Source organism: Peptoniphilus sp. HCN-40583 (assembly GCF_037892835.1).
Classification (GTDB): Bacteria; Bacillota; Clostridia; order Tissierellales; family Peptoniphilaceae; genus Aedoeadaptatus; species Aedoeadaptatus rachelemmaiella.
Window position 1 is genome coordinate 1 of record NZ_JBBKBU010000037.1, and the last position, 21,319, is coordinate 21,319.

Below are 21,319 nucleotides of genomic sequence, written 5' to 3' on the forward strand. Positions count from 1 at the left end.
CGGGAGAGTAGGAAATTGCCGGTCACACAAAAAACGCACGCTGATCTTAGGACGGCGTGTGTTTTTTTGTGCGTGTAAAAGAAAAAGAGGGCTACCGTTTTAAGTGCGGTAGCCCTCTTTTCAGGTACACTGACGAGGGATCTCTTTTAAGTGTCGTAGACCAGATACATAATAAGCAGATTCTCTTCATCCACCACTAAGGCGTCGTAGTTGGACAGATAATCCCCCGCCCCGCCCGGGGAGCGATCCGCGAAATAGTAGCGGCATTGAGGCCAAGACAGGGCAGGTGCTTTAATTCCCGGTTGCACCCGTTTCGCCCATTTCAGTGCCGAGTCCACATCCCTTCCGACCTCGCTCTCTGCGGAAAAAGCTTTTGCCTTTTTCAAATCCTGATTCAGCTGCGCCATGTCCTCGTCGTTTAATTTGTAAACCGAGTAACTCACGCCGTCGCCGAGAAAATCCGGCGGCTTTTTTACAGCATCCACGCAGACGGCCCGCCTCGTGACGTGGGTACCAAAAGCAGCGTTCATGGCCTTGAGCGTCCGGGGCGTGGCGTCGGAAAGGAAAAAGATCGCCGCGAGCCCCACAAGAAAGAGGGCGCCTAAAATTTTAAGTCCTTTAGTCCGCGTCATTCACGTCGCCTCCTTCGTAGCGCAAAATATCTCCCGGCTGGCAATCCAGAGCCCGGCAAATGGCGGCGAGGGTAGAAAAGCGAATGGCCTTGGCCTTTCCCGTCTTTAAAATGGAAAGATTGGGCAGGCTCACATTCACCGCCTGAGACAATTCCGTGAGGGTCATTTTTCGTTTGGCGAGCATTAAATCTAAATCCACACAAATCATGGCACACCTCAAATGGTCAGGTCGTTTTCTTCCCGCAGATGGCGGCCTTCGTCTACCGCATCGGCTAAGAGGAAGAAAAAGAGGGCCGCCGCCGCAAGAAGGGCAGCTAAAAGGAAAAAGAGCAGAAAGAGGGCGGCGAGCTGCAGGTTCACGGCCAAGTAAATGGCGAGAAGCAAAAAGCTCAGGCAGGCGCCTAAAAAGCACAGGCCTACCCGCTCCAGGCCGCGAACCATGGCCGGCGTAAAGAGGCGGCCCTTGGCGTACAAATAGGTGGTGTAAAGGCCGAAGGCAAGCCCCGCGAGAAGAAAGGCGCCGCTTGCGCCCCAAAAGGCGAGGCACGCCGGAATCAGGGGAAGGAAAATGGTAAATGTGTTGTCTTTAAGAACCCATGCCTTTCCTAAAATGGATCCGATGAGAGCGAAGAAGCCACTCGTCGATAGCATGGCCGCCGCTAAAGTCGCGGCGATAAATGTGGTTTGTAATCGTTTCATGTCAACCTCCTGCTTTCAGTATACCCGAAATTTATCGATAATCAATAAATACTTATCGAAAAAAGCAAAGAAACGTGAACAAATTCGCCAGCATAGGCTAAAGAGTCGCAGGGAGGGAATCGAAGAAGGGATGAGAAAAGAAGGGAACCCATCGGCAGGTTGGGGAAATAGCCACATCCGAAAAGAATAAGGAGAAGATGCGAAAATCGGGAGGCAAAGACCACGGGATCGCAGACAAGGTATGGCGATTAAAAGCGAAAACCAAATTTTCGGCAAGATAAAGACCATGGGTTCACAGGCACAAAGGGCGATTAAAAAGAAAAGCGGAAAAAAAGCCGATAAAGCCAAAAGAAATCCGGGCGGAAAATGGCGGAATCAAGCCGAAAAAGAGACCATTGAAAATAAATCTCAAAAAGTTTCAAAAAACCCTTGCAAAAGTTCCGAGGTGCCGCTATAATAATCATTGTAAACGATATGAATTATCAAATCATTTCTTTGCGGTACATATCAGGTGATTCTGTCGTTTATGCCAATGCGTGCAGCGTGAACGTGCCGCAAGGTAGAAAGGAGGGAATTATGGTACCTGTCATTTATTGGTCGGGGACCGGCAACACAGAAGCCATGGCGAAGGCAGTCGTCAAGGGCTTAGAAGCCGCCGGTCAAGAAGCTTCTTTAATTGAAGCTGCCGACGCAACAGAGGCCATCGTAAAGGATGCGGAACGAATTGCATTCGGATGTCCGGCTATGGGTGCAGAAGAGCTGGAAGAAACGACAATGCGTCCTTTAATGGATGATGTAAATCCTCTGTTGAAAGGAAAATATGTGCTACTGTTTGGCTCCTACGATTGGGCGGACGGCGAATGGATGGAAACTTGGGAGGACGAAGTCCGAGGACTCGGCCCCGCTTATGTCGCCACCGTCATTTGTAAAGGAGAGCCGGATGCAGACGGCTTGAAGGAGTGCGAAGACAGTGCTCGCGCATTATGTGAAGCGTAAGCTCAATGACTCCACGGTTCGTTACCTAAACAAATGCGATACATGCAACGATCGCGACTATTTGGAAGCAATCTTAAAAGCCTATACGGCGCCCACGGTTTTCTGCGGAAAAACCGGAACTCTGGTTAACTTAGTCAATCCTTCAAGAGATCTTAGCCGGTGTTGGGCCCAGGACGAAAGTATCAAGCGTGCCATACCCCTTGCGTACGCGGAACTGAAAAACCCCAAAGGCAGTTTGCTTCTCTACTTCTATGATCGAAAACGACTTGAACACAGACTAACAGACAAACGATGCCGAGCTTTCTTAAAGAATCGCGGCTATGATTACGCCAACGCGGACGAAGCCATTGCGGAATTAAAAACACGGTTTTTAATTGGCTGTCCCGACGAAATCGGCATCTTTCTCGGTTACCCCGTCTCCGACGTGGAAGCCTTTAGCCAAAGGCGACGCCATCAATTCGTCGGTTACTGGAAATGCTATGAAAACATCTTGTTATCGAAAGTGCGCTTTTTCTTATTTGACTTAGCGAAATATTTTGTCATGAATAAAGCGATGCAAGAATACTAAAATAATGACACCTTCCTATATTCTGAATGAAAGCGGACGCTGAGGCGTCCGTTTTTTCATGTTTAAAAAAACCGCGCAGGGCGCGGGAGAATTAATTTTTCTTTTTGAAAAGAGCATATAAAACCACCATGGGGCCGAGGACATAAAGGGCCGGGAGCACCACCAGGCGAAAGAGCGTGTAATCCACGTGATCCAGCCGGTCGCCGGTATGCTTATAGGCTTGGGGAAAGGCCACGGTGGCAAGGATGAGGTAAAGAGTGAGGGGCATTAATGCCGAGGAGGTGGGGCTTTTGTGGAAAAGGGCGTCGCTAAGGACGAAATAGTAAACGAGAAAAAAGAACAGGCCGATGGCATAGGCGAGGATTGACACCAAAGTGTCGCCGAGGGGAGAAGCTTCTTCCTTCTTCGAATCATCTTCCCCGATAAAATAGGCCATGTCCACGGAAAACACCTGTGCCAACTCCCTGAGATTGGTCATGGTCGGTTGGGTGCGGTCCATTTCCCACTTGGATACGGCTTGGCGGGTGACGCCGAGCTTTCCCGCGAGATCTTCCTGAGAGAGCCCCATGGCCTTCCGTTTTGCTTTTATTTTTTTCACCATACATAAAAACGCCTTCTTTCTCTGGGTAATTTTCCTGAATTTACTGTAACAAAAAGAAGAAAAGGGCACAAGCAAAAGGAACGCAACTCTTGGTTGCGGCGAAAAATTTCTGCGAAAACTTTTTAAAATCGTGGGAAGAGATCGTTTCGGCGAAAAAATTTCAAAAAAAGAGTTGACACTGTATTAAGACGGCGATACAATATGACTGTATTAAGGAAGTAGCACAAGTGAGAGGAGGGAAAGATGAGCCTAATGGATGTGACGTCCTTAACCAAGGACTATGGAAATGGAAGGGGACTTTTCGATTTCTCGATGCAATTAAATGCGGGCGACATTGTCGGCCTTATTGGCGTAAACGGCGCCGGTAAAACGACTTTATTGAACATGTTGGCCGGCCTCACGCACGCCGATTCCGGAAAAATAGGCTACGAAGGCGAAGAGGTCGCCATAGATTCGTTGCATCGGAAAAAGTTCGGCGTCTCCGTTGATCCAAACTTTTATGAATACATGACAACGTATGAAAACTTGGAATCCATTCTGTACCTAAACGGAATAACGGATGTAGAAAGAATAAACACTGAAATCAAGGGCGTGTTAAACACGGTTGGCTTGGAAGGGGTGGAGAAAAAGAAGATTAAGGAATTTTCTTTCGGAATGAAGCAGAGGCTCGGATTTGCACAAGCCTTGCTTAACGCCCAAACCGTGCTGCTTTTAGATGAGCCTTTTGTGGGATTGGATATTCACGGCCGTGGGATGGTAAAAAGCCTCATTCAGGAGATGGCAGAGAAGCAGAAAATGGCGGTGATTTTTTCGGACCACAACTTAGACGAAGTGAAGTCTCTATGTAATCGTCTCATTGTGATTAGAGACGGAGTCAAGCACTATGATGGTGACATTCATATTCAAAGCGCCGTCATGTTGAATGTGGACGACACGGATAAAATCGATAGTCGTTACGCAAGAAAATTAGATCAGCATAGGCTGGTGATCACAGAGGAAAACATGAACGAGAAGCTACACTACATTAGCTCGGTCGCTACCATAGTGAATATTGAAAAGGTAATCAATCCACTGGAAAAATTACTGGAGGAGGGGAATGATGAAGACGCTTGTACGGTTCGAGCTATTTAAGCAGTTAAGGCGAAAAGAGAATCTGCTGGTGTTCGTCATGTTCCTATTGCCCTTGTTTTACGGTTTAGGCGTAAACAATCACTCGTCGATTATCACGTATAACAGCAAGGAGCTAATCAATGGACTAACATTTGCCGACAACATGTATACCTTGGTTTATATGGTCTTCGTTATATTTCTCATTCTCGCCATCAACAGTGCAAATATATTAAAAGGAGAAATTGAAAACGGAAGTCTTTCTATGATGCTAGATCGCGTCAATAACAGGCGCAACATCTACCGGTCGAAGTTTTATGCGCAATCCATTTACTGGTGGGCAGTGACACTGCTATTCATAGTATTTTCGATTGGATGTTATTATTTGCTGGTGGCGAAACTTCCAATAGCCGACGGAAAACTGATCAGTGCGCATTATCTTTCTGATCTGATGACGATCGTTGCAACCGGTTCGTTGTATATACTGGCGATTAGCTTAGTACAAAGTCTCAGTATGTATGTTAAATCCCATGTTTCCATCGGCGTATTTATTGTTTTGTTCGTCGTGCTCATGTATATAAAATCATTCCCGGGGATACAATTGGGATCTCCCATGTATCACCTAGAGAAATTGATAGATAGCGGAAAGGTAATCGATTTTATTTGGTTTATGGCACTAAACTGGGGATTGGTCTTATTATTGAACACCATAGGCATTAGGAAATTTGAACGATGTGATTTGTAGAAGAAGCAGTACAGATGAAAGGAGGGCCCATGGAATTTGACGGCAATCGACCGATTTATTTGCAGCTTTACGAAACCATTCGAAAGCAAATCGCCGCCGGGGAGCTGATTCCCGGAGAGAAATTGGAATCGGTGCGAAATTTGGCGAAGATTTACGGTGTGAATCCAAACACCGTGCAGCGGGCACTACAGGAACTGGAGCGGGAAGCGCTCATTGAAACGGATCGAACGCGGGGGAAATTTGTGACTGAAAATAAAGACACCATCGACACGTTGGGCAAGGACGCCTTTTTCGACGCCTGCGATCAATTGATCGGCGTGGCGGCGGATCTGTCCATGTCCCAGGAGACAGCGGTAAAATTACTGAACAAGCGTTGGGAGAAAGGAGGGTCTCATGAAGGCCGTTGAGTGCAAACAAATCGACATCGACTACCGAGGCAAATACGTCTTGGACAAACTGGATTTAGCCTTGGAGCCGGGTCACATCGTGGGGCTTATGGGGCCAAACGGCGTGGGGAAAACCACTTTGCTACGAATTTTGGCGGGCCTGGAGATGAGCTACAAGGGCGAGGCGAAGATTTTTGGCGAAGAGATTGGCAAGGCCACGAAAAATATGGTGAGCTACCAGCCGGATCACCTGCCTCTGCCCAAGGATCTAACCGCCGAGGCCTGCGTGGATCTCTACGGCCACTTCTTCGGCGACTTCGATCGGGAAAAGGCCTTTTACATGCTGAAATCTTTTGATCTCGAGCCCTCTCGCCGCATTCGGGAAATGAGCAAGGGCATGCAGGACAAGCTCCAGGTGGCGCTGACTCTCTCCAGAAAGGCGCGGCTCTACTTAATGGATGAGCCCATCGGCGGCGTGGATCCCCTGTCGCGGAAAAATGTCATCGACGGGATTTTGGACGGCTTCGACACGGAGGCGACCTTGATTATCTCCACCCACATGGTGGAAGCCATCGAGCCCATTATCGACACGGCAGTGTTTTTAAAAGACGGCAAGGTGCTTTTAAACGAGGACGTGGAAGCCCTTCGCGGCCGCTACGGCAAGGATTTGGAAGCGATTTTCAGGGAGGTGTACGATGTCTAAACTCATTAGCTATTATTTCAAGCGAGACAAATGGATTCTTCTCGCCATGTTGGGATTGGGGCTTCTCGGTAGTTTCCTCTTGTGGAGCTACACGGGAGAAGAGAGCGCGATCGGCGCCGTCACCATCTTTGTCGGCGTCGCGGCTTTTTTCATCGGCGTAACCATCATTCCCTTGTGGCTTTGCATCAGGGATTACAAACGTATGTACGGCAGCTATGGCAGTTTCTTCGCCGCCCTTCCCTTGACGGGCAAAGAAGTCATGGGGGGTCGGGCGATTTGGTTTATCATCGTGGAGCTCGTGGCGGTCTTCTCCTCAGCGGCCTTTTTCGGACCCTTTTTCTTTCGCCTAACGGGGAATGATCCGGAGGTAGGAGAGTTTCTCAGTGCTCTCCTCGAGAAGCCGGCCGTCACCTATTTGCAAGGCTTTATCCTTTTGGTCATCGTCGGAATGCTATTTTCAGCGGCCGTTTGGCTCTTTGTCACAAGCGTCGGGAGCGAAAAGCCCTTCCGCCGCTTCGGCATCGGCGGGCCCATCATGCTCTACATCGGTCTGCAAGTGGCCATGAATGTGGTAACGAAAGTGGTGATCAATACCATGGGAAACCAAAGACAGATTGTAAGCGAAGAATATTTTAATCAGGTCGCTTCCCAACTATTTTTCAGAACATCTCTCGTGTTGAGCGGGCTCATGCTCATCGCTGCCGTGGTCCTCTTCCTAAGAAGCGTCCACAGCCACGACAAGAAACTTTCCGTGTCGTAATGTGTCATAAAATTGTAACGAGCGAAGCTTTCGAGCCTCGTTTTAGTTTTCTATAAATAGGGGTAAAATGGGTTTAGAAAAAAGTGTTTCAAGAGAAAGGAGAGTCTATGGGGTTTAAAATCTTTATGGCCTTTGCCGTATTACTCATTCCGGGAATCATGATTTTTTTCGGTCGCACCATGATGGACCATCCGCCGAAAACAATTAACGCAGCTTACGGCTACCGCACCACCATGTCCATGATTAATCAGGACACCTGGGACTACGCACAGGCCGCCTGCGCCAAAAGGTGGCGGAGATGGGGCAGGGTTCTCGCCCTCATCACCCTCGTCGTGTTGATCGTCGCCCTTCGCCGCCCGGCCTTTGCCGATGTGTTGGGCTTCTACACCGCCTTTGAAACCGCCTTTCTCTTGGCCTCCGTGGCCGCCACGGAAATGGATCTGCGTCGCATCTTCGACAGGGAAGGTCGGCGGAAGGCGTAGGCGCGTGCTTGAACATTGTGCTTTTCCCCGGCCTGTGTTAGGCTAAAACAAAGAAATGAAGAACGGAGGATAGAATGAAACGAATTTGTCGATTGTTGGCGGTGCTTTTTCTCGCCACGGGGCTGATCTTGCCTGCCCGAGGCGCCTTTGCCGCAAGTCGAGATGAAAAGATCGCCTATTTGCAAAAGGCCGGTGTCGTCACCGGTTATCCCGACGGCACCTTGGGCCTGGATGCGCCCATTAAGCGTTCGGAGATCGCCACCCTCTTGGTGAAAATGGACGGCAAACAAGCTGAAGCCGCCGAAAAAGCCGCAATTTTTAAAGACGTCCCCACGAGCCACTGGGCCAACGGCTTTATTCGCGTGGCAAGCCAAATGAAAAATCCCGGCGGCGTGAGCCCCATTATCGGCTACCCCGATACCACTTTCCGCCCGGAAAAAAACATCTCCAACGCGGAAATGATGAAAATTCTCGTGGCAGGTGCCAAAGCCGACCTCACCCTCGCCGACGAAGCCAAGGCCGATTGGCCCGCAAGCTGGATCAATTGGGCGCGGGAGATGAACATCGTGGGCCCCGAAGCAGGCGTCGGTGAATTGGCTCCCGACAAATCCGCTACCCGCGGCGACGTTTTCGTCATGGTCTACAATGCCAAGGTGAAAGAGCAAGGGCCCGCAGAAATGCCGAAGGCCAACGAAGAAAAGCCCAAGGCCAATGAAGGGGAAGAAAAGCCCCTGAAGGATCAGGATCCCTTGAACGCCGCCAATCGCGGCAATGCCTTCCACATGATCTTTAACGGCACCTGGGCGAAAAATCTGCCCTTCCTCTCTCCAAATAAATAATTCGAACAAAACCAAAGTCTTTGTTTTCCAAGGGCTTTGGTTTTTTCATGTAAAAATAAGTGTAAGGTAGCGATAAAAAATAAATAAAAAAACAGAATATCACGGATTTGACGTTTATTTTCATTTTAAATGGTATAATTCATTTATATAAATAAAAAGGAGGTAGTAATGAAAAGACAGATGAAGAGACAATGGACGGTGCTGCTTTTGTCCCTGGTTATGACCTTGGCCACGGGCTTCAGCGTATTCGCCGCAAGCTATCCGGATCTTGCCGGCCATTGGTCGGAAGGAACCATGATCAAAGCCGCGGATCTCGGCTGGATCAAAGGCTACGACGACGGCACCATGCGTCCGAATCAATCGGTGACCCGGGCGGAATACATCGCCATGGTTCACCGCATGGCGGGCCTGGAAAAAGTAGGCGCGAAAGAGCAATCGGCCTACGGCGATTTAAATCAGGCGCCTTGGGCCGATGGGACGATCCGCCAAGCGGAAGAAGCACAACTTTTGGATTTGGTCTTTTTAGGACCGAACCTGCGCCCCAACGACCCCATTACCCGCGAAGAAGCGGCGGCCGTGCTCAATATGGGCACCATGCTCAAAAATATGGGCGCACGATCCGGTCTGACGAAAGAAAATATAGAGACCATCCACAATTTCGCCGCCACGCTGACGGAAAGATACAACAGCGCCGACGCCCTGAGCTATAGAGACAAGGCCGATGTGACGCCGCGCTACGTGTGGGCCGTCGGCCAATTAACCGACGGAAAAATCATTACCGGCTACGAAGACAACGCCTTTAAGCCCCAAGGCAAGCTGACCCGCGCCGAAGCCATGGCGCTGATCCTGCGGGCAACGGGCCAAGTGCCGGCACCGGTGGAAAAACCCTCACCCCAACCTGCGCCGCAACCGGCACCCCAACCTGCGCCGCAACCAACACCCCAACCGCAACCGGCGACGGATCTAGTGGGCAAAGTGGTACAGGAAGAGGGCAAATTCTACATCGTCAACGCAAAAACCGGCGCCCGCTTCAGTCGCAACGCCTTTAAAGACGGCTATGTCACCATCGGCGATCAAGCCTACCTGCTCGGCCCGGACGACGCCCTCACCTCGGGCTTTATCCGCAGAGACAACAAAACCTACTACATCGACCGCGAAAAAGGAAAAGTCCGCGGCTGGAAACAAGTGGGTGACGGGCTCTACTACTTCTCCCCGGCCAACTACCGCATGTACAAAAACGGTATGTTCTCCACCGGCGAAGGGGTGTACTGGTTCGGCCAAGACGGCAAGCTCAAGATCGGCAAGCGCCCCGGCGGCCAACACGGACGCCTCGTTTACTGGGCAGGCCCCTCGGCCAAGGAATTGGAAAACGGCTGGCTCACCGGCCCCAATCAGGAACTTCGCTTCAGAGGGCAGGAAATCGCCAACTACGCCGCCGCCTTCGAAGGCCAACCCTTCCGTTGGTATGGCTTTGAATTTGAAAGCGGCAAAGGCGTCTACTGCGTCGGCCTCACCTACGCCGCCCACAAGGCCTTCGGCATCCACATCCCGGGCCCCAACGACACCAACATTAAACTGCACAGAGGCTACGAACTGCCCCGCGTGCAATACGAAGCCGCCTACAAATTCGGCGGCATGCGCTATCCGGCCAATTTCGCCAACGCATGGCCCGGCGACATTATCTTCAACTACAGTCCGAAATTCTATTTAGGCTACAACCACGTGGGCCTGTACATGGGCAAAAACAACGGACGGGACATCTACGTCCACGCCACGCTGAAAAACGGCATCTTTGTCGGCGACTGCAGGGAAATGAACCGCGAAATCGGCCGCCGCTTCAACAAAGAATTCGTCCGCTACAACACGGATAAAAACAAAGGCAACGGCCAAATCCCCGAAATCTTGCGCCGTCAATAGTTGTAAAGAAAGAAAAACCCGAGGAGGATCTCGGGTTTTTCTCTATAATCGGCTATTGTATCGACGAAAAAGATGGACAGATTTCTATGGATAGGGTAAAATAAAGCCTTCTGAAATTCTAATAAAGGAGGATTTTTATGGAAATGATAAAAACGGGCCGGCCGCCGACGTCTTGGCGGGTATTAAACGGCGCCCAATTAAAATACATCGCCTTTTTGTCCATGCTTTTGGACCACGTCAACAACGCGCTGATTACGCCTTATTTAGACGGGAAGGGGCCTTTGCTCCATGTAAGCAATCTGTTGAGCATCTTGGGGCGAGTGGCCTTTCCTCTGTTTATGTATTTTCTCGTGGAGGGCTTTTTCAAGACCCGCTCCCGAAAAAAATACCTCATCAATCTCTTGCTCTTCGCCGTCGTATCGGAAGTGCCCTTCGATCTCTTTACCTCCCGGGAGCTTTTCAATAACAACTGGAACAATATGATGTTCACTCTCGCCCTGTCTCTCGTCACCATTTGGATCGTGGATGAACTCAAGGGGCGGCTGTCGAAAAAGTCTGCGGCCCTTTGGTACGGAGCATCCATCGTCGTGGTGGCGGTTATGTGCGCTGTGGCCATGTTCTTCAGCCTGGATTACGATTACCACGCCATTATCGTGGCCTATTTGTTCTATCTCTTTTACGAAAAGCCCATCTACGGCACGGCCCTGGGTTATCTCTCCATTATAAAAGAGCTTTATTCCATCCTGGGCTTTGTTGCCACCCTCACCTACAACGGCCAGCGGGGCAAGCAGTACAAGTGGCTCAACTACGCCTTTTACCCGGTGCATATTCTGATCTTGGGCCTTCTCCGCGTGGCACTGAATATTTAGGGGAGGAAGTAGGCATTTTCGAAACTAGACCAAATGCTCGTAAATCCATTTTTGCCACTGGGTTTCATTTAACGAAGAATCAGCGATTCCCAAAATAACACGTATCAGTTCTTCCTGGGAATAATCTAGAGAAAATCCATTTAGCTCAAGTAAAACGAGAGTTAGATGAGCGCCGATTCGTTTATTGCCATCTATAAAGGGATGGTATTTTACCAAAGCATAACCAATATGCGCGACCTTCTTAATTATGTCGGGATAAAGGTCTTTCCCGTCGAAAGTTTGAAACGGTGAATCGAGGCAAAGGTCCAGAAGGAAATCGTCTCGAATGCCGGGTGAGCCGCCAAATGTTCGGATCAAAGATTCGTGAAGATGAATTAGTTGCTCTCTGCTAACCTTAATCATTTAGCCAGCTCCTCATAAGCGAGGCGATTTTTCTTCATAAGTTTTTGCGAAACGGCATCAAGGCTTTCGTCGTCGGCCACAGCGGCACGTTCAAAGTTTTCGTACTTCATAAGGACATAACTCGGGCGGTTGTTCTTTAAAATCAAAGCCGAGCCAGTTTCGTCGACCAGCCGGGTTACTTTTGAAAAGTTTTGATTAGCTTCGGTCATGGAAATGAGATTTTTTGTATTGATCATCATGATAGTACCTCCTGATAAAATTATAGCATGAAATAGGATAAATACATCCTATAATTTTGCGAAAATGCAACTTTTCGCCTTTTCTTTTATGAAGAAAGTTGCGTATACGCAACCACCATCCCAAGCGTGTCTTGGGATTTTTTATTCCTTAAAATTCCTTGTATTCTTTCCTGCTTTTTCTTTCGGCTATAGGTATAATAGGGACATAGGTTCTTCGGATTAAAAGGGAAGTTGCTTGCGGCACGCGGTCCCGCCACTGTAACGGCCGAGACGCCCATTCACTTAACGGGAAGGATGGAACGTCGCCTGAGGTCAGAAGTCAGGATACCTGCCTATGGAAAAATTTCTTCACGAGGTATGGAGTTGTCCATACAAGATAGGAGGTCTTTATGAAAAAGATTCTGAACGTCTTGTTGCTCGCGTCGTTGCTCCTTTTAACCGCCTGCGGCGGGGGAGAGAATGTCGCCAAGAATGAAAACAATCAGGCTGCGGCCAATACGAACGCCGCGGCGGAAACAAAGGATGCTTATTATCCGGTAACCATCGAGACGGTGGATGCCCAGGGCAATCCTGTCGAGGAAACCTTTGAAAAGGAACCGGAACGGGTTGTGGCCGTGTATCAATCGGCCATTGAAAACATGCTGGCCTTGGGCCTCGGGGACAAAATGGTTCTCGCCGCTCAATTGGACATCGACGTCAAGGACGAGTACAAAGACGCCTTCAGCAAGGTGGACTATGTAAAAGACGCGCCGTCGAAGGAAGCGGTCCTCGCCGCCAAGCCGGATTTCATTATTTCCTGGTCGTCTTATTTCGGGGACAAAACCCTGGGCAATGTGAAAGACTGGCAGGATAAAGGTGTGAACACCTATATTCTGAAAAACAGCGGCGCCGTGAAGGTGGACAGCCTGGAAAATGAATACGAAGATATTTTAAATTTAGGAAAGATTTTCAATAAACAAAAAGAAACCCAAGCCATCGTGCAGTCCATGAAGGATCGCCTGGCCGAAACGGAAAAACTCCGTGAAGGCAAAGAGCCGGTGAAGGCGGCGATTCTTGAAATCGAAGACGACAATCTCTTCAGAAACTACGGCGCGAAAACCGTGGGCGGCGAAATCGCCGAAAAAGCCGGCGCGAAGCTGGTCATGGACGAAGATCGCTTCGGCTCCGAAGCCCTGCTGACCAAAGATCCCGATGTAATTTTCGTCGTCTACTTCGGCGAAGACAAGATCAAGGATAAGGAATTGGATCGCTTTAAATCCCTGCCCGCATTAAAAGGCCTTTCCGCCATTAAAAACAATCGGGTTTATCCCATCAGCTTATCGGAAGTTTACGCCTCCGGCGTGCGCACCGCCGACGGCATCGACACCATGATTAAGGGCCTCTATCCCGAATCATGAAGCGCTCGGTGATTTTCGCGGGGCTTACGCTTTTATTCATCGCATCGGTGATCGGCGGGCTGTACCTGGGCTATGCGGATTTAAGCCTCGGGGAGATTCTCCACGCCTTAAGCCGCGGCCTTTTCGGCAAGGGCGGCGACGACGTGGCCTATGCCATCGTCATGGACATTCGCCTGCCCCGGGTGCTCCTCGCCATCTTAACCGGCGTGGCTCTCGCCGTCTCCGGGCTCATCATGCAGGCGGTGGTGGGAAACCCCATTGCCGATCCCTACATTCTGGGCATATCCTCCGGGGCATCTTTAGGCGCCACCTTGGCCATCGTCCTCGGCCTCATGAGCGCCTTGGGCAATGTGGCCGTGGGGATCAGCGCCTTTATCTTCGCCCTGTTAACCTCCGTGGGCGTCATGATTCTTTCCCGCATCGGCGGGCGGGCCACCTCGGAGCGGCTCATTCTCTCGGGCCTGGCCCTTTCCGCCGCCGCATCCAGCGTCGCCACCCTTTTGGTCTACACGGCGAAAAACCGCGACGCCATTCGGGAAGTGAATTTCTGGCTCATGGGCTCCTTATCCGGCGCGAAGATGAATCAAATCTTCTTTATCGGGCCGGTGATCCTCGCCCTTTGTATCTTTCTCGCCACCCAAAGCCGCAATTTAAATCTGCTGCTCTTAGGCGATGAAGTGGCCTACACACTGGGCAAGGATCTGGCCAAGCTCCGGAGCGCCTACATTGTGGCGGTGTCCCTCCTCGTGGGTCTTGTGGTCTACACCTCGGGCACCATCGGCTTCGTGGGCCTCATCGTGCCCCACATGGCCCGCTTTCTCTTGGGTACCAACCATCGCCACCTCATTCCCGGCGTGATTCTTTTGGGGGCGAGCCTCCTCCTCTGGGCGGATGTGGCGGCGAGAAACGCCCTGCCCGCCGGGGAACTGCCCACCGGCGTCGTGGTGTCCGTGGTGGGGGCGCCCTTTTTCGTCTATTTAATCGTGAAAAATTCTCGGGAGGTGCACTCGTGATACGCGTGGAACACCTTTCCGTCGCCTATGGAAAAAAGCAGGTGCTTCGGGATTTTTCCCTCACCATTCACGACAAGGAGCTCGTGGCCTTAATCGGGCCCAACGGCTCCGGCAAGAGCAGTTTCTTGAAAGCAGTGGCTCGGATTTTGCCTTATGAGGGAAAAATTTTTCTCGACGAGACGGAGGCTCGGGACATGAGCAGAAAAGATTACGCCAAGCGGTTGGCCGTCGTGGGTCAGTTTAACGACATGGCCTTCGACATGACGGTCATGGACATGGTGCTTATGGGCCGTACGCCCTACAAGGGTTTGCTTGAACGGGACACGGAGGATGACCGCGCCATGGCCATGGAGGCCCTCGCCGCCGTGGGCATGGAAAACTACGCCGCCCGCTCCCTTCGCGCCCTCTCCGGAGGCGAACGGCAGCGGGCCGTGCTGGCCCGGGCCCTGGTGCAGGAGACCGATCACCTGCTTCTCGACGAAGCCACCAATCACCTGGACATTTACTACCAGCTGAAGCTGCTCAGTATGGTGCAGGATAGAAAACACACCGTGGTGGCAGCTCTACACGACATGAACTTGGCTTTAGCCTATGGCGACCGCATCGTGGCCTTAAAAGAAGGGAAGCTGCTCTTCGACGAAGCCCCGGAACATGTGACCCCGGCCATGATCGAAGCCCTTTACACCACGCCCTGCACCTTGCATGAGGCCCAGGGGAGGCCGGTGGTAGTGTTTAATAAGCCCTGATGAAAAAAGAACGCGGAGCAATCCGCGTTTTTTTGCGCGAAAAATAAGAAATCGCGCCCTCCCGCGGACGGCGCCCGTTCATTTACAAGGCATGGGGCAAGCTATATAATATGTCTATTATAGAAAGGTGTATGAAAGGAGACAGCGTTGAGAAAACAAGTAGACGAATTACTTTCCCTTATGCGGGAAAGAGATATAGATTTATACATCGTGCCCTCGGAAGATTTTCACCAAAGTGAATACGTGGGCGAATACTTTAAGGCACGGGCCTATGTGTCCGGCTTTACGGGAAGCGCCGGCACCTTGGTGGCTACGGCGGATGAGGTGTGCCTCTGGACCGACGGCCGCTACTTCCTCCAAGGGGAGGCACAATTAAAGGGCAGCGGCATTCGCCTTATGAAAATGGGCGAGCCTAAGGTCCCCGCGATTAAAGAATATATTGAAGACAAGCTGCCGGTCGGAGGCACCCTGGGCTTCGACGGACGCACCATTTCCGTGGCCGACGGCGCCGATTACGAGGCCATTTGCGAAAAGAAATCCGCTTCCATTACCTACAACATGGATCTCGTGGGAGAAATTTGGCCCGATCGCCCGGCCCTTTCGAACAAGCCCGCCTTTAAATTAGATGAATCCATTACCGGGGAGAGCGCCGCATCGAAGCTTTCCCGTATTCGGGAAGCCATGAAGCAAAAAGGCGCAGACACCCACATCGTCGCCTCTTTAGACGACGTGTGCTGGACGCTGAATCTGCGGGGCGACGACATTAAATACTCGCCGATCCTTCTCTGCTACGGGCTGATTACCATGGATGAAATGGTGCTTTTTATCGACGAAAACAAATTGAGCGATGAAATCAAGGCCGAATTAAAGGAATTGAACGTGCGCCTTCGGCCCTACAACAGCATTTACGACGACGTGAAGGCCCTCTCGGGAAAAACCATTCTTCTCGATCCCGCGAAGATGAACTACGCCCTTTATGAAAGCATTCCCGCGGACAATACCTTGGTGGAAGGGGCCAATCCCTCCATTCTCATGAAAGCCATGAAAAATCCCGTGGAAGTGAAGAACATGGCCATTGCCCACGTGAAAGACGGCATCGCCTGGGTGAAATTTATGTACTGGCTGAAGCATACCATCGGCAAGGAAGAGATCACCGAAATCGGCGCCTCGGATAAACTGGAATCCTTCCGCAAGGAACAGGAAGGCTATATGTGGCCCTCCTTCGCCCCCATTAGCGGCTACGGCAAACACGCCGCCATCGTCCACTACGCCGCCGACGAAGAGAGCGACATTCCCCTGGAGCCCAAGGGCCTCTACCTTTCCGACACGGGGAGCAATTTCGCCGAAGGCTCCACGGACATTACCCGCACCATCGCCCTCGGCGAATTGACGGAGGAAGAAGTGTACCACTTCACCCTGGTCTTAAAGAGCCACCTGGCCCTGGCCATGGCGAAATTCCCCTACGGCGCCTGCGGCTACTCCCTGGATTACGCGGCGAGAAAGCCCTTCTGGGACGCCCATCTGAACTTTAATCACGGTACGGGCCACGGCATCGGCCAGCTCTTAAACGTGCACGAAGGCCCGGCGGGCATTCGCCACCGGGTAAATGTGGCGAAGAACGAGCACCATCAAATCGAGCCCGGCATGATTATTACCGACGAGCCCGGCCTCTACATTGCCGGCAAACACGGCATTCGCACGGAAAACTGCATGGTGGTTAAAGAAGACGGCGAAAACGAATACGGCAAATGGCTCTGCTTCGAGCCCATTACTTTGGTGCCCTACGATTTGGACGCCGTGGATTTCTCCCTCTTGGATGAAAAAGAAATCGCCTACTTGAACGCGTACAACCGCCGGATTTACGACACCATTTCCCCCCACTTAACCGACGAGGAGGCCCGATGGCTGAAGAAATACACGAGAGCAATTTAATAAGGGACAAAAACACCATGGGCGGGGGCTTTTATTTGGCCTCCGCCACACTGGCCGTGGAGCGCTTCGCCTTTTACGCCGTAAAGTGGCTCATGACCATTATGGTGGCCGCCGCCGTGGCGAAAGGGGGCCTTGGCATGGGAAAGGCCGATGCGGCGAAAGTGAGCGCCAATTTAGTGGCCATGACCTACATCACGCCCCTTATCGGCTCCATCCTCTCCGATCGCTTTATCGGCGCCAGGTATTTAATTCCCGTGGGCATGGCGGTCATGGGAGCGGGCTATCTTCTCGGCTACAAGGCCGATTCCATCGCCATGATCAACGGGATGATCCTCGTGGTGTCTTTGGGAAACGGCCTCTTTAAATCCCAAATTCACGCCGTTACCGGCAGGCTTTTTAAAGACGAAAAGCTTTTGGACAAGGCCTTTTCCACCCAATACGCCATCGCCAACATCGGCTCCTTTTTAGGCACGGCCATGATCGGCGTCTTGGTCATGGGCAGAGGCTACGCCTTCGGCTTTTTGGTTTGCGCCCTGGTCTTGTTTGCGGCGGCGCTTATCTTTGTCCTCGGGGGAAACTTTCTCGGGGACACGGGAAAGAAGCCCTTTAAATACGACGAGAAAAAAGAAAAAGAAGAGAAGAGCAAGGCGCCCCTCACCCCCGCGGAAAAGAAGCGGGTGGGGGCCATCGTCCTCGTCTCCTTCTTTTCCATCCTGTTTCGGGTGTTTTGGCACCTGGCCTATTTGCCCGTGTACTTCCACTGGGCGGGAGAGAATCCCGCCGCCAATTGGATGGTAGGCAGCTTCACCATTCCCTCCTCCTGGTTCGACGCCCTGAACTCCCTGTGCTGCATTCTCATGGGGCCGGCTCTCGGCATGTACTGGGCGAAGCGGGCGCGTAGCGAAAAAGGCGACTTCAACATGTTTCAGAAAACCGCCTTCGGTTTGCTCCTTTTAGGCGCGGCTTACGGAATCTTCGCCGTAGCTGACGTGGCACGAGGGGAAAATCAAGCGGGCCTTCTGTGGATCGTGGCCTTCGGCATTATATTGTCTCTCGGTGAAATGGTCTTTGCGCCACTGGGCAATGCCTTTATTTCTAAATACGCTCCGGCCCGCCTCCTCTCCACCTTAATGAGCGTGTGGGTCTTCGCCATCTTTATCTCCGCGAAAACCTACGGCTACCTCTACGAATTTACCTTGCAATTTCCCTTTGCAAAAACCTACTTTATCATCGCCGCCATTATAACCTTCGGCGGCCTCCTACTCGCGGCATTCAGTCCGAAGCTGAACCGCTTGGTGGAGGATGACAATCAATTAAACTGAAAGGAGCCTTTTATGAATCAAGAACGGATCCGGCGAATCACAGAGGGCATGAAAGCCCGCGGCATGGATCACCTGCTTATTTCCGATCCCGTGGCCATTTTCTACCTCCTCGGGCGAAAAATCGCCCCCGGCGAGCGCATGCTCGTTCTCTACCTCCACGCAAAAGGCGGGGCGAAGCTCGTGATCAACGAACTCTTTCCCCAAGAGGGAGACGTGGGCGTGGATTTAATTTGGTACAACGATGTGGACGACGGCGTGGCGATTCTCGCCGAAGCCATGGAAGAGGGCGACACCGTCGGCATCGACAAGAATTGGCCCAGCCACTTCCTTCTGCGCCTTCAGGAAATTTTCCCCGAGAAGCGCTACGTGAACGGCTCCCTTCTCGTCGACGACGTGCGCCGCATTAAAGACGAGGAAGAACAAGAGATTATGCGTGAATCCTCAAAAATCTGCGACGAAGTCATGGAAGCGCTCATCCCCTGGGTGGTAAAGGGCCTTACGGAAAAAGAGATGGATCAGAAAGTTCGGGAGCTTTTCGCCGAGCGAGGCGTGACGGAGCTGTCCTTCGATCCCATTACGGCTTACGGCCGCGGCGGCGCCGATCCCCACCATGCCACCGACGATTCAAAAGGCAAGCGAGGCGACTCCGTGGTTTTGGACATTGGCGGCATGTATAAAAACTACGCCAGCGACATGACCCGCACGGTCTTTATCGGCGAAGTCTCCGACAAGGCGAGGGAAGTCTACGAAATCGTGAAAGAGGCCAACCTCCGGGGCATCGCCGCCGCCAAGCCCGGTAACCGCATGTGCGACGTGGATAAAGCCTGCCGCGACTACATTACATCCAAGGGCTACGGCGACTACTTCACCCACCGCACCGGCCACTCCATCGGCCTGGAAGATCACGAAGTAGGCGACGTGTCCTCGGCCAACGACGCCGTGATTCAGCCGGGGCAAGTCTTTTCCGTGGAACCGGGGATTTATTTGCTCGATGAAGGCATCGGCGTGCGCATCGAAGATTTGGTCCTCATCACCGAAGAGGGCAGCGAAGTGTTAAATCAAGTGACGAAAGATCTCATTGTCGTAGAGGAGGAAGAACATGGTCGCAATTAAAGAAGGGCGCATGGCCTTTAAAGGATTCGAAACCTATTACCGCATCACGAATCCCGAGGGGAAGAAGGCGCCCCTCCTCCTCCTTCACGGCGGGCCGGGAAGTACCCACAATTATTTCGAAGGCTTCGACAAGATTGCCGAGGCGCTGGATCGGCCCATTATTATGTACGATCAAATCGGCTGCGGCGAATCCGCCACCCCGGGCCACACGGAGCTCTACAATGCCGAGGTGTGGATGGATGAGCTCGAGGCTATAAGAGAGCATCTGGGCCTCGAGAAGATTCACCTCCTCGGCCAATCCTGGGGCGGGATGCTTGCCATTTCCTACATGATGGAGCGGGATCCCAAAGGCGTCCTCTCCCTGATTCTGGCATCCACCCTTCACTCCGCCGCCCTGTGGCGGGAAGAGCAGTGGCGGCGCATCTACCGCTTTATGACCAAAAAAGAGCGGGCGATATTTAATCAGGCCGAAGCGTCGGATAAATACGACGATCCCGATTACCTGAAGGCCCTGGACCGCTTCATGGCGCTGTACTGCGGCCCCACAGTGAATGAAAAGAGCCCCGAGTATTTGAAGCGGGAAAAGAAAAACGCCGGGGAAGTGTACACCACCGCCTGGGGCGCCAACGAATTCGGCCCCACGGGCACCTTGGCCCGCTACGACTACCGTGGCCAATTGGGGAAGATCACCGTGCCCACCCTGGTGACCAGCGGCCAAATGGATCTGTGCAGCCCCTACATCGCCAAGAGCATGGCCGACGAATTGCCCAATGCCCGTTGGGAACTCTTCCGCGACTCGCGGCACATGGCCTTTATTGAAGAAGAGGGACGCTACTTCCGCCTCATGGCGGATTGGCTGAAAGATTTCGAATAATACTTACGCGAGGCGCCACCCGGTGCCTCGTTTTTGTATCCTCGCACCCTTCCTGTTATAATGGGCGCGAAAGGGGGTGCGCCGTGGGGGACATGATCGAATTGCCTCGGGTGAGGGAATTAAAAGCGTCCATCGACGATTTGAGGCAATCCGTGGCGGAGGCCATTTACACAAAAGCATACCTTATCCACGTCGTGGGGCGAGAAATCGAAATGGCGGATCGCCTGGCATTTTACGATGTGGAAATCGACATTCTCGAAGCCCGCTGCCGCATCCTCGTCCTCGCCCGGGAAAGAGAGAGGCGCTTGGCGGGAAAAACCGTGGCGGGAAAAATCGCCGAAGCCCAAATGGATGAAATATTGGGCCAATGGGAAGGGGAGCTGAGCCGAAAAAAGACCTTGCTGGCGGAAGCCCGGGCATGGAAAGCCCGGCCCGCGGCGAAGGAAGAGGCGCTGCGGGGGCTGATGATGGTGCTCATAAAGACCCTGCACCGGGATCTGAATCCCGAGGCCTGTGACGAGGCGCTTATGGAAAAAGCCGCGGATGCCTTTCGGGCAGGCGATGAAAAAGCCCTGAGGAAACTTGCAGATGAAGCGGAAAGAGACGAGGGAGACTCGCTTCCCGGAAGCCTCTTGGAGGAAGAAGCCCGACTGAAAAATCTGCGGGAGCGGTATGCAGATGGGATCGCCGCCATAAGAAAGGGGCCGCCTTTTGCGGGAGTCCTTGATGCCGAGGGGCGAGAAGCCCGTAGGAAAGACTTAATAAAAGAGCGAGGGCGCCTGGAAAAAGTGAGAGAAAAAGAAGAAGCCGCCTTCAAAGCCCTCTTCGGCAATACAAAACCGAAAGAGAAAAAAGAAGATGATGGGTAGATGGAAACGTCGCTAACAGCGGCGTTTTTTCGTGGGAAGAAATTCTTCATCACAAGGTCGTCCTTCTGCCGCGGCTTTCACAAAAAAAGCACCCGTCATCGGGTGCTT

At 52.0% G+C, this 21,319-nt stretch carries 26 protein-coding genes and 1 riboswitch; of the genes, 20 read left to right on the forward strand and 6 right to left on the reverse strand.

The genetic code is table 11. The annotated features are described in order from the left end of the window. Nucleotides 1-146 precede the first annotated feature (146 nt). The 3 genes from WKT05_RS09895 to WKT05_RS09905 are packed head-to-tail and all read right to left on the reverse strand — an operon-like array spanning nucleotide 147 to nucleotide 1,331. Nucleotides 147-632 (reverse strand): hypothetical protein, encoded by a 486-nt coding sequence (locus WKT05_RS09895; RefSeq protein WP_340413955.1) that lies wholly within the window; start codon nucleotides 630-632, stop codon nucleotides 147-149. Next, a complete protein-coding gene (locus WKT05_RS09900) occupies nucleotides 619-840 on the reverse strand; it encodes a helix-turn-helix domain-containing protein (RefSeq protein WP_340413956.1) in 222 nt (73 codons plus the stop codon). Before WKT05_RS09900 ends, WKT05_RS09895 begins: the two co-directional genes overlap by 14 nt. An 8-nt stretch (nucleotides 841-848) precedes the next feature. Continuing rightward, nucleotides 849-1,331 (reverse strand): DUF2975 domain-containing protein, encoded by a 483-nt coding sequence (locus tag WKT05_RS09905; protein ID WP_340413957.1) that lies wholly within the window; start codon nucleotides 1,329-1,331, stop codon nucleotides 849-851. Nucleotides 1,332-1,572: 241 nt separating this feature from the next. Between WKT05_RS09905 and WKT05_RS09910 the strand changes: the two genes are divergently transcribed. The 3 genes from WKT05_RS09910 (at nucleotide 1,573) to WKT05_RS09920 (ending at nucleotide 2,895) form a co-directional block, all read left to right on the forward strand. Further along, the gene (locus WKT05_RS09910; protein ID WP_340413958.1) at nucleotides 1,573-1,788 is read left to right on the forward strand and encodes a hypothetical protein; all 216 of its coding nucleotides are present in this window, start codon (nucleotides 1,573-1,575) and stop codon (nucleotides 1,786-1,788) included. 119 nt (nucleotides 1,789-1,907) lie between these two features. Continuing rightward, the gene (locus WKT05_RS09915; protein WP_215508630.1) at nucleotides 1,908-2,327 is read left to right on the forward strand and encodes a flavodoxin domain-containing protein; all 420 of its coding nucleotides are present in this window, start codon (nucleotides 1,908-1,910) and stop codon (nucleotides 2,325-2,327) included. Continuing rightward, nucleotides 2,302-2,895, forward strand: a complete 594-nt coding sequence (locus tag WKT05_RS09920) for a DUF3793 family protein (RefSeq protein WP_340413959.1) — start codon at nucleotides 2,302-2,304, stop codon at nucleotides 2,893-2,895. Before WKT05_RS09915 ends, WKT05_RS09920 begins: the two co-directional genes overlap by 26 nt. Before the next feature lie 91 nt (nucleotides 2,896-2,986). Here WKT05_RS09920 and WKT05_RS09925 read toward each other — a convergent pair whose 3' ends face one another. Next, nucleotides 2,987-3,496 carry a helix-turn-helix domain-containing protein gene (locus WKT05_RS09925; protein ID WP_340413960.1) on the reverse strand — a complete coding sequence of 170 codons (510 nt, stop codon included), beginning with the start codon at nucleotides 3,494-3,496 and terminating at the stop codon, nucleotides 2,987-2,989. Nucleotides 3,497-3,739: 243 nt separating this feature from the next. Here WKT05_RS09925 and WKT05_RS09930 point away from each other — a divergent pair, with 243 nt between their 5' ends. From WKT05_RS09930 to WKT05_RS09970, 9 genes are all read left to right on the forward strand, one after another. Continuing rightward, nucleotides 3,740-4,627: an ABC transporter ATP-binding protein gene (locus tag WKT05_RS09930; protein WP_340413961.1), complete on the forward strand. Its 888-nt coding sequence runs from the start codon at nucleotides 3,740-3,742 to the stop codon at nucleotides 4,625-4,627. Beyond that, nucleotides 4,593-5,348: an ABC transporter permease subunit gene (locus WKT05_RS09935; RefSeq protein ID WP_340413962.1), complete on the forward strand. Its 756-nt coding sequence runs from the start codon at nucleotides 4,593-4,595 to the stop codon at nucleotides 5,346-5,348. The genes WKT05_RS09930 and WKT05_RS09935 overlap by 35 nt, the downstream gene beginning before the upstream one ends. A 29-nt stretch (nucleotides 5,349-5,377) precedes the next feature. Beyond that, entirely contained in the window at nucleotides 5,378-5,755 is a 378-nt protein-coding gene (locus tag WKT05_RS09940) for a GntR family transcriptional regulator (protein ID WP_215508637.1), read from the forward strand. After that, a complete protein-coding gene (locus WKT05_RS09945; RefSeq protein WP_340413963.1) occupies nucleotides 5,742-6,437 on the forward strand; it encodes an ABC transporter ATP-binding protein in 696 nt (231 codons plus the stop codon). Before WKT05_RS09940 ends, WKT05_RS09945 begins: the two co-directional genes overlap by 14 nt. After that, the gene (locus WKT05_RS09950; RefSeq protein WP_340413964.1) at nucleotides 6,430-7,197 is read left to right on the forward strand and encodes a hypothetical protein; all 768 of its coding nucleotides are present in this window, start codon (nucleotides 6,430-6,432) and stop codon (nucleotides 7,195-7,197) included. Before WKT05_RS09945 ends, WKT05_RS09950 begins: the two co-directional genes overlap by 8 nt. 107 nt (nucleotides 7,198-7,304) lie before the next feature. Next, complete coding sequence (locus WKT05_RS09955) at nucleotides 7,305-7,679, forward strand: SdpI family protein (protein ID WP_340413965.1); 375 nt, start codon at nucleotides 7,305-7,307, stop codon at nucleotides 7,677-7,679. 74 nt (nucleotides 7,680-7,753) lie between these two features. Then, entirely contained in the window at nucleotides 7,754-8,518 is a 765-nt protein-coding gene (locus tag WKT05_RS09960; protein WP_340413966.1) for an S-layer homology domain-containing protein, read from the forward strand. Nucleotides 8,519-8,686: 168 nt separating this feature from the next. Next, nucleotides 8,687-10,435, forward strand: coding sequence for an S-layer homology domain-containing protein (locus WKT05_RS09965; RefSeq protein ID WP_340413967.1), 1,749 nt, complete (start codon nucleotides 8,687-8,689; stop codon nucleotides 10,433-10,435). A 137-nt stretch (nucleotides 10,436-10,572) separates the two neighbouring features. Then, nucleotides 10,573-11,304 (forward strand): TraX family protein, encoded by a 732-nt coding sequence (locus WKT05_RS09970; protein ID WP_340413968.1) that lies wholly within the window; start codon nucleotides 10,573-10,575, stop codon nucleotides 11,302-11,304. A gap of 24 nt (nucleotides 11,305-11,328) precedes the next feature. Here WKT05_RS09970 and WKT05_RS09975 read toward each other — a convergent pair whose 3' ends face one another. Both WKT05_RS09975 and WKT05_RS09980 read right to left on the reverse strand, forming a co-directional pair. Further along, nucleotides 11,329-11,706 (reverse strand): type II toxin-antitoxin system death-on-curing family toxin, encoded by a 378-nt coding sequence (locus WKT05_RS09975; RefSeq protein WP_340413969.1) that lies wholly within the window; start codon nucleotides 11,704-11,706, stop codon nucleotides 11,329-11,331. Continuing rightward, nucleotides 11,703-11,945, reverse strand: a complete 243-nt coding sequence (locus WKT05_RS09980) for a type II toxin-antitoxin system prevent-host-death family antitoxin (RefSeq protein WP_340413970.1) — start codon at nucleotides 11,943-11,945, stop codon at nucleotides 11,703-11,705. Before WKT05_RS09980 ends, WKT05_RS09975 begins: the two co-directional genes overlap by 4 nt. A gap of 190 nt (nucleotides 11,946-12,135) precedes the next feature. After that, nucleotides 12,136-12,295: riboswitch (cobalamin riboswitch) on the forward strand. 39 nt (nucleotides 12,296-12,334) lie between these two features. Between WKT05_RS09980 and WKT05_RS09985 the strand changes: the two genes are divergently transcribed. The 8 genes from WKT05_RS09985 to WKT05_RS10020 all read left to right on the forward strand — a co-directional run bounded on the left by WKT05_RS09985 (nucleotide 12,335) and on the right by WKT05_RS10020 (nucleotide 21,211). After that, nucleotides 12,335-13,342, forward strand: a complete 1,008-nt coding sequence (locus tag WKT05_RS09985; protein WP_340413971.1) for an ABC transporter substrate-binding protein — start codon at nucleotides 12,335-12,337, stop codon at nucleotides 13,340-13,342. Continuing rightward, the gene (locus WKT05_RS09990; RefSeq protein WP_340413972.1) at nucleotides 13,339-14,355 is read left to right on the forward strand and encodes a FecCD family ABC transporter permease; all 1,017 of its coding nucleotides are present in this window, start codon (nucleotides 13,339-13,341) and stop codon (nucleotides 14,353-14,355) included. The genes WKT05_RS09985 and WKT05_RS09990 overlap by 4 nt, the downstream gene beginning before the upstream one ends. Beyond that, nucleotides 14,352-15,101: an ABC transporter ATP-binding protein gene (locus WKT05_RS09995; protein ID WP_340413973.1), complete on the forward strand. Its 750-nt coding sequence runs from the start codon at nucleotides 14,352-14,354 to the stop codon at nucleotides 15,099-15,101. The genes WKT05_RS09990 and WKT05_RS09995 overlap by 4 nt, the downstream gene beginning before the upstream one ends. A gap of 147 nt (nucleotides 15,102-15,248) precedes the next feature. Continuing rightward, nucleotides 15,249-17,033: an aminopeptidase P family protein gene (locus WKT05_RS10000; protein WP_340413974.1), complete on the forward strand. Its 1,785-nt coding sequence runs from the start codon at nucleotides 15,249-15,251 to the stop codon at nucleotides 17,031-17,033. Next, nucleotides 17,003-18,355 (forward strand): peptide MFS transporter, encoded by a 1,353-nt coding sequence (locus WKT05_RS10005; protein ID WP_340413975.1) that lies wholly within the window; start codon nucleotides 17,003-17,005, stop codon nucleotides 18,353-18,355. The genes WKT05_RS10000 and WKT05_RS10005 overlap by 31 nt, the downstream gene beginning before the upstream one ends. Before the next feature lie 12 nt (nucleotides 18,356-18,367). Then, the gene (locus WKT05_RS10010) at nucleotides 18,368-19,468 is read left to right on the forward strand and encodes a M24 family metallopeptidase (protein ID WP_340413976.1); all 1,101 of its coding nucleotides are present in this window, start codon (nucleotides 18,368-18,370) and stop codon (nucleotides 19,466-19,468) included. Then, nucleotides 19,455-20,342, forward strand: a complete 888-nt coding sequence (gene pepI / locus WKT05_RS10015; RefSeq protein ID WP_340413977.1) for a proline iminopeptidase — start codon at nucleotides 19,455-19,457, stop codon at nucleotides 20,340-20,342. Before WKT05_RS10010 ends, pepI begins: the two co-directional genes overlap by 14 nt. 83 nt (nucleotides 20,343-20,425) lie before the next feature. Next, on the forward strand, nucleotides 20,426-21,211 hold the full coding sequence (locus WKT05_RS10020; protein ID WP_340413978.1) for a hypothetical protein: 786 nt from the start codon (nucleotides 20,426-20,428) through the stop codon (nucleotides 21,209-21,211). Nucleotides 21,212-21,319: the final 108 nt, after the last annotated feature.

Excerpts from the sequence above, each read along its gene's own strand:
- WKT05_RS09895 (WP_340413955.1), bottom strand. The coding sequence starts at position 632 with ATGACGCGGACTAAAGGACTTAAAATTTTAGGCGCCCTCTTTCTTGTG.
- WKT05_RS09900 (WP_340413956.1), bottom strand. The coding sequence starts at position 840 with ATGATTTGTGTGGATTTAGATTTAATGCTCGCCAAACGAAAAATGACC.
- WKT05_RS09905 (WP_340413957.1), bottom strand. The coding sequence starts at position 1,331 with ATGAAACGATTACAAACCACATTTATCGCCGCGACTTTAGCGGCGGCC.
- WKT05_RS09910 (WP_340413958.1), top strand. The coding sequence starts at position 1,573 with ATGGCGATTAAAAGCGAAAACCAAATTTTCGGCAAGATAAAGACCATG.
- WKT05_RS09915 (WP_215508630.1), top strand. The coding sequence starts at position 1,908 with ATGGTACCTGTCATTTATTGGTCGGGGACCGGCAACACAGAAGCCATG.
- WKT05_RS09925 (WP_340413960.1), bottom strand. The coding sequence starts at position 3,496 with ATGGTGAAAAAAATAAAAGCAAAACGGAAGGCCATGGGGCTCTCTCAG.
- WKT05_RS09930 (WP_340413961.1), top strand. The coding sequence starts at position 3,740 with ATGAGCCTAATGGATGTGACGTCCTTAACCAAGGACTATGGAAATGGA.
- WKT05_RS09935 (WP_340413962.1), top strand. The coding sequence starts at position 4,593 with ATGATGAAGACGCTTGTACGGTTCGAGCTATTTAAGCAGTTAAGGCGA.
- WKT05_RS09940 (WP_215508637.1), top strand. The coding sequence starts at position 5,378 with ATGGAATTTGACGGCAATCGACCGATTTATTTGCAGCTTTACGAAACC.
- WKT05_RS09945 (WP_340413963.1), top strand. The coding sequence starts at position 5,742 with ATGAAGGCCGTTGAGTGCAAACAAATCGACATCGACTACCGAGGCAAA.
- WKT05_RS09950 (WP_340413964.1), top strand. The coding sequence starts at position 6,430 with ATGTCTAAACTCATTAGCTATTATTTCAAGCGAGACAAATGGATTCTT.
- WKT05_RS09955 (WP_340413965.1), top strand. The coding sequence starts at position 7,305 with ATGGGGTTTAAAATCTTTATGGCCTTTGCCGTATTACTCATTCCGGGA.
- WKT05_RS09960 (WP_340413966.1), top strand. The coding sequence starts at position 7,754 with ATGAAACGAATTTGTCGATTGTTGGCGGTGCTTTTTCTCGCCACGGGG.
- WKT05_RS09965 (WP_340413967.1), top strand. The coding sequence starts at position 8,687 with ATGAAAAGACAGATGAAGAGACAATGGACGGTGCTGCTTTTGTCCCTG.
- WKT05_RS09970 (WP_340413968.1), top strand. The coding sequence starts at position 10,573 with ATGGAAATGATAAAAACGGGCCGGCCGCCGACGTCTTGGCGGGTATTA.
- WKT05_RS09975 (WP_340413969.1), bottom strand. The coding sequence starts at position 11,706 with ATGATTAAGGTTAGCAGAGAGCAACTAATTCATCTTCACGAATCTTTG.
- WKT05_RS09980 (WP_340413970.1), bottom strand. The coding sequence starts at position 11,945 with ATGATGATCAATACAAAAAATCTCATTTCCATGACCGAAGCTAATCAA.
- WKT05_RS09985 (WP_340413971.1), top strand. The coding sequence starts at position 12,335 with ATGAAAAAGATTCTGAACGTCTTGTTGCTCGCGTCGTTGCTCCTTTTA.
- WKT05_RS09990 (WP_340413972.1), top strand. The coding sequence starts at position 13,339 with ATGAAGCGCTCGGTGATTTTCGCGGGGCTTACGCTTTTATTCATCGCA.
- WKT05_RS10005 (WP_340413975.1), top strand. The coding sequence starts at position 17,003 with ATGGCTGAAGAAATACACGAGAGCAATTTAATAAGGGACAAAAACACC.
- WKT05_RS10010 (WP_340413976.1), top strand. The coding sequence starts at position 18,368 with ATGAATCAAGAACGGATCCGGCGAATCACAGAGGGCATGAAAGCCCGC.
- pepI (WP_340413977.1), top strand. The coding sequence starts at position 19,455 with ATGGTCGCAATTAAAGAAGGGCGCATGGCCTTTAAAGGATTCGAAACC.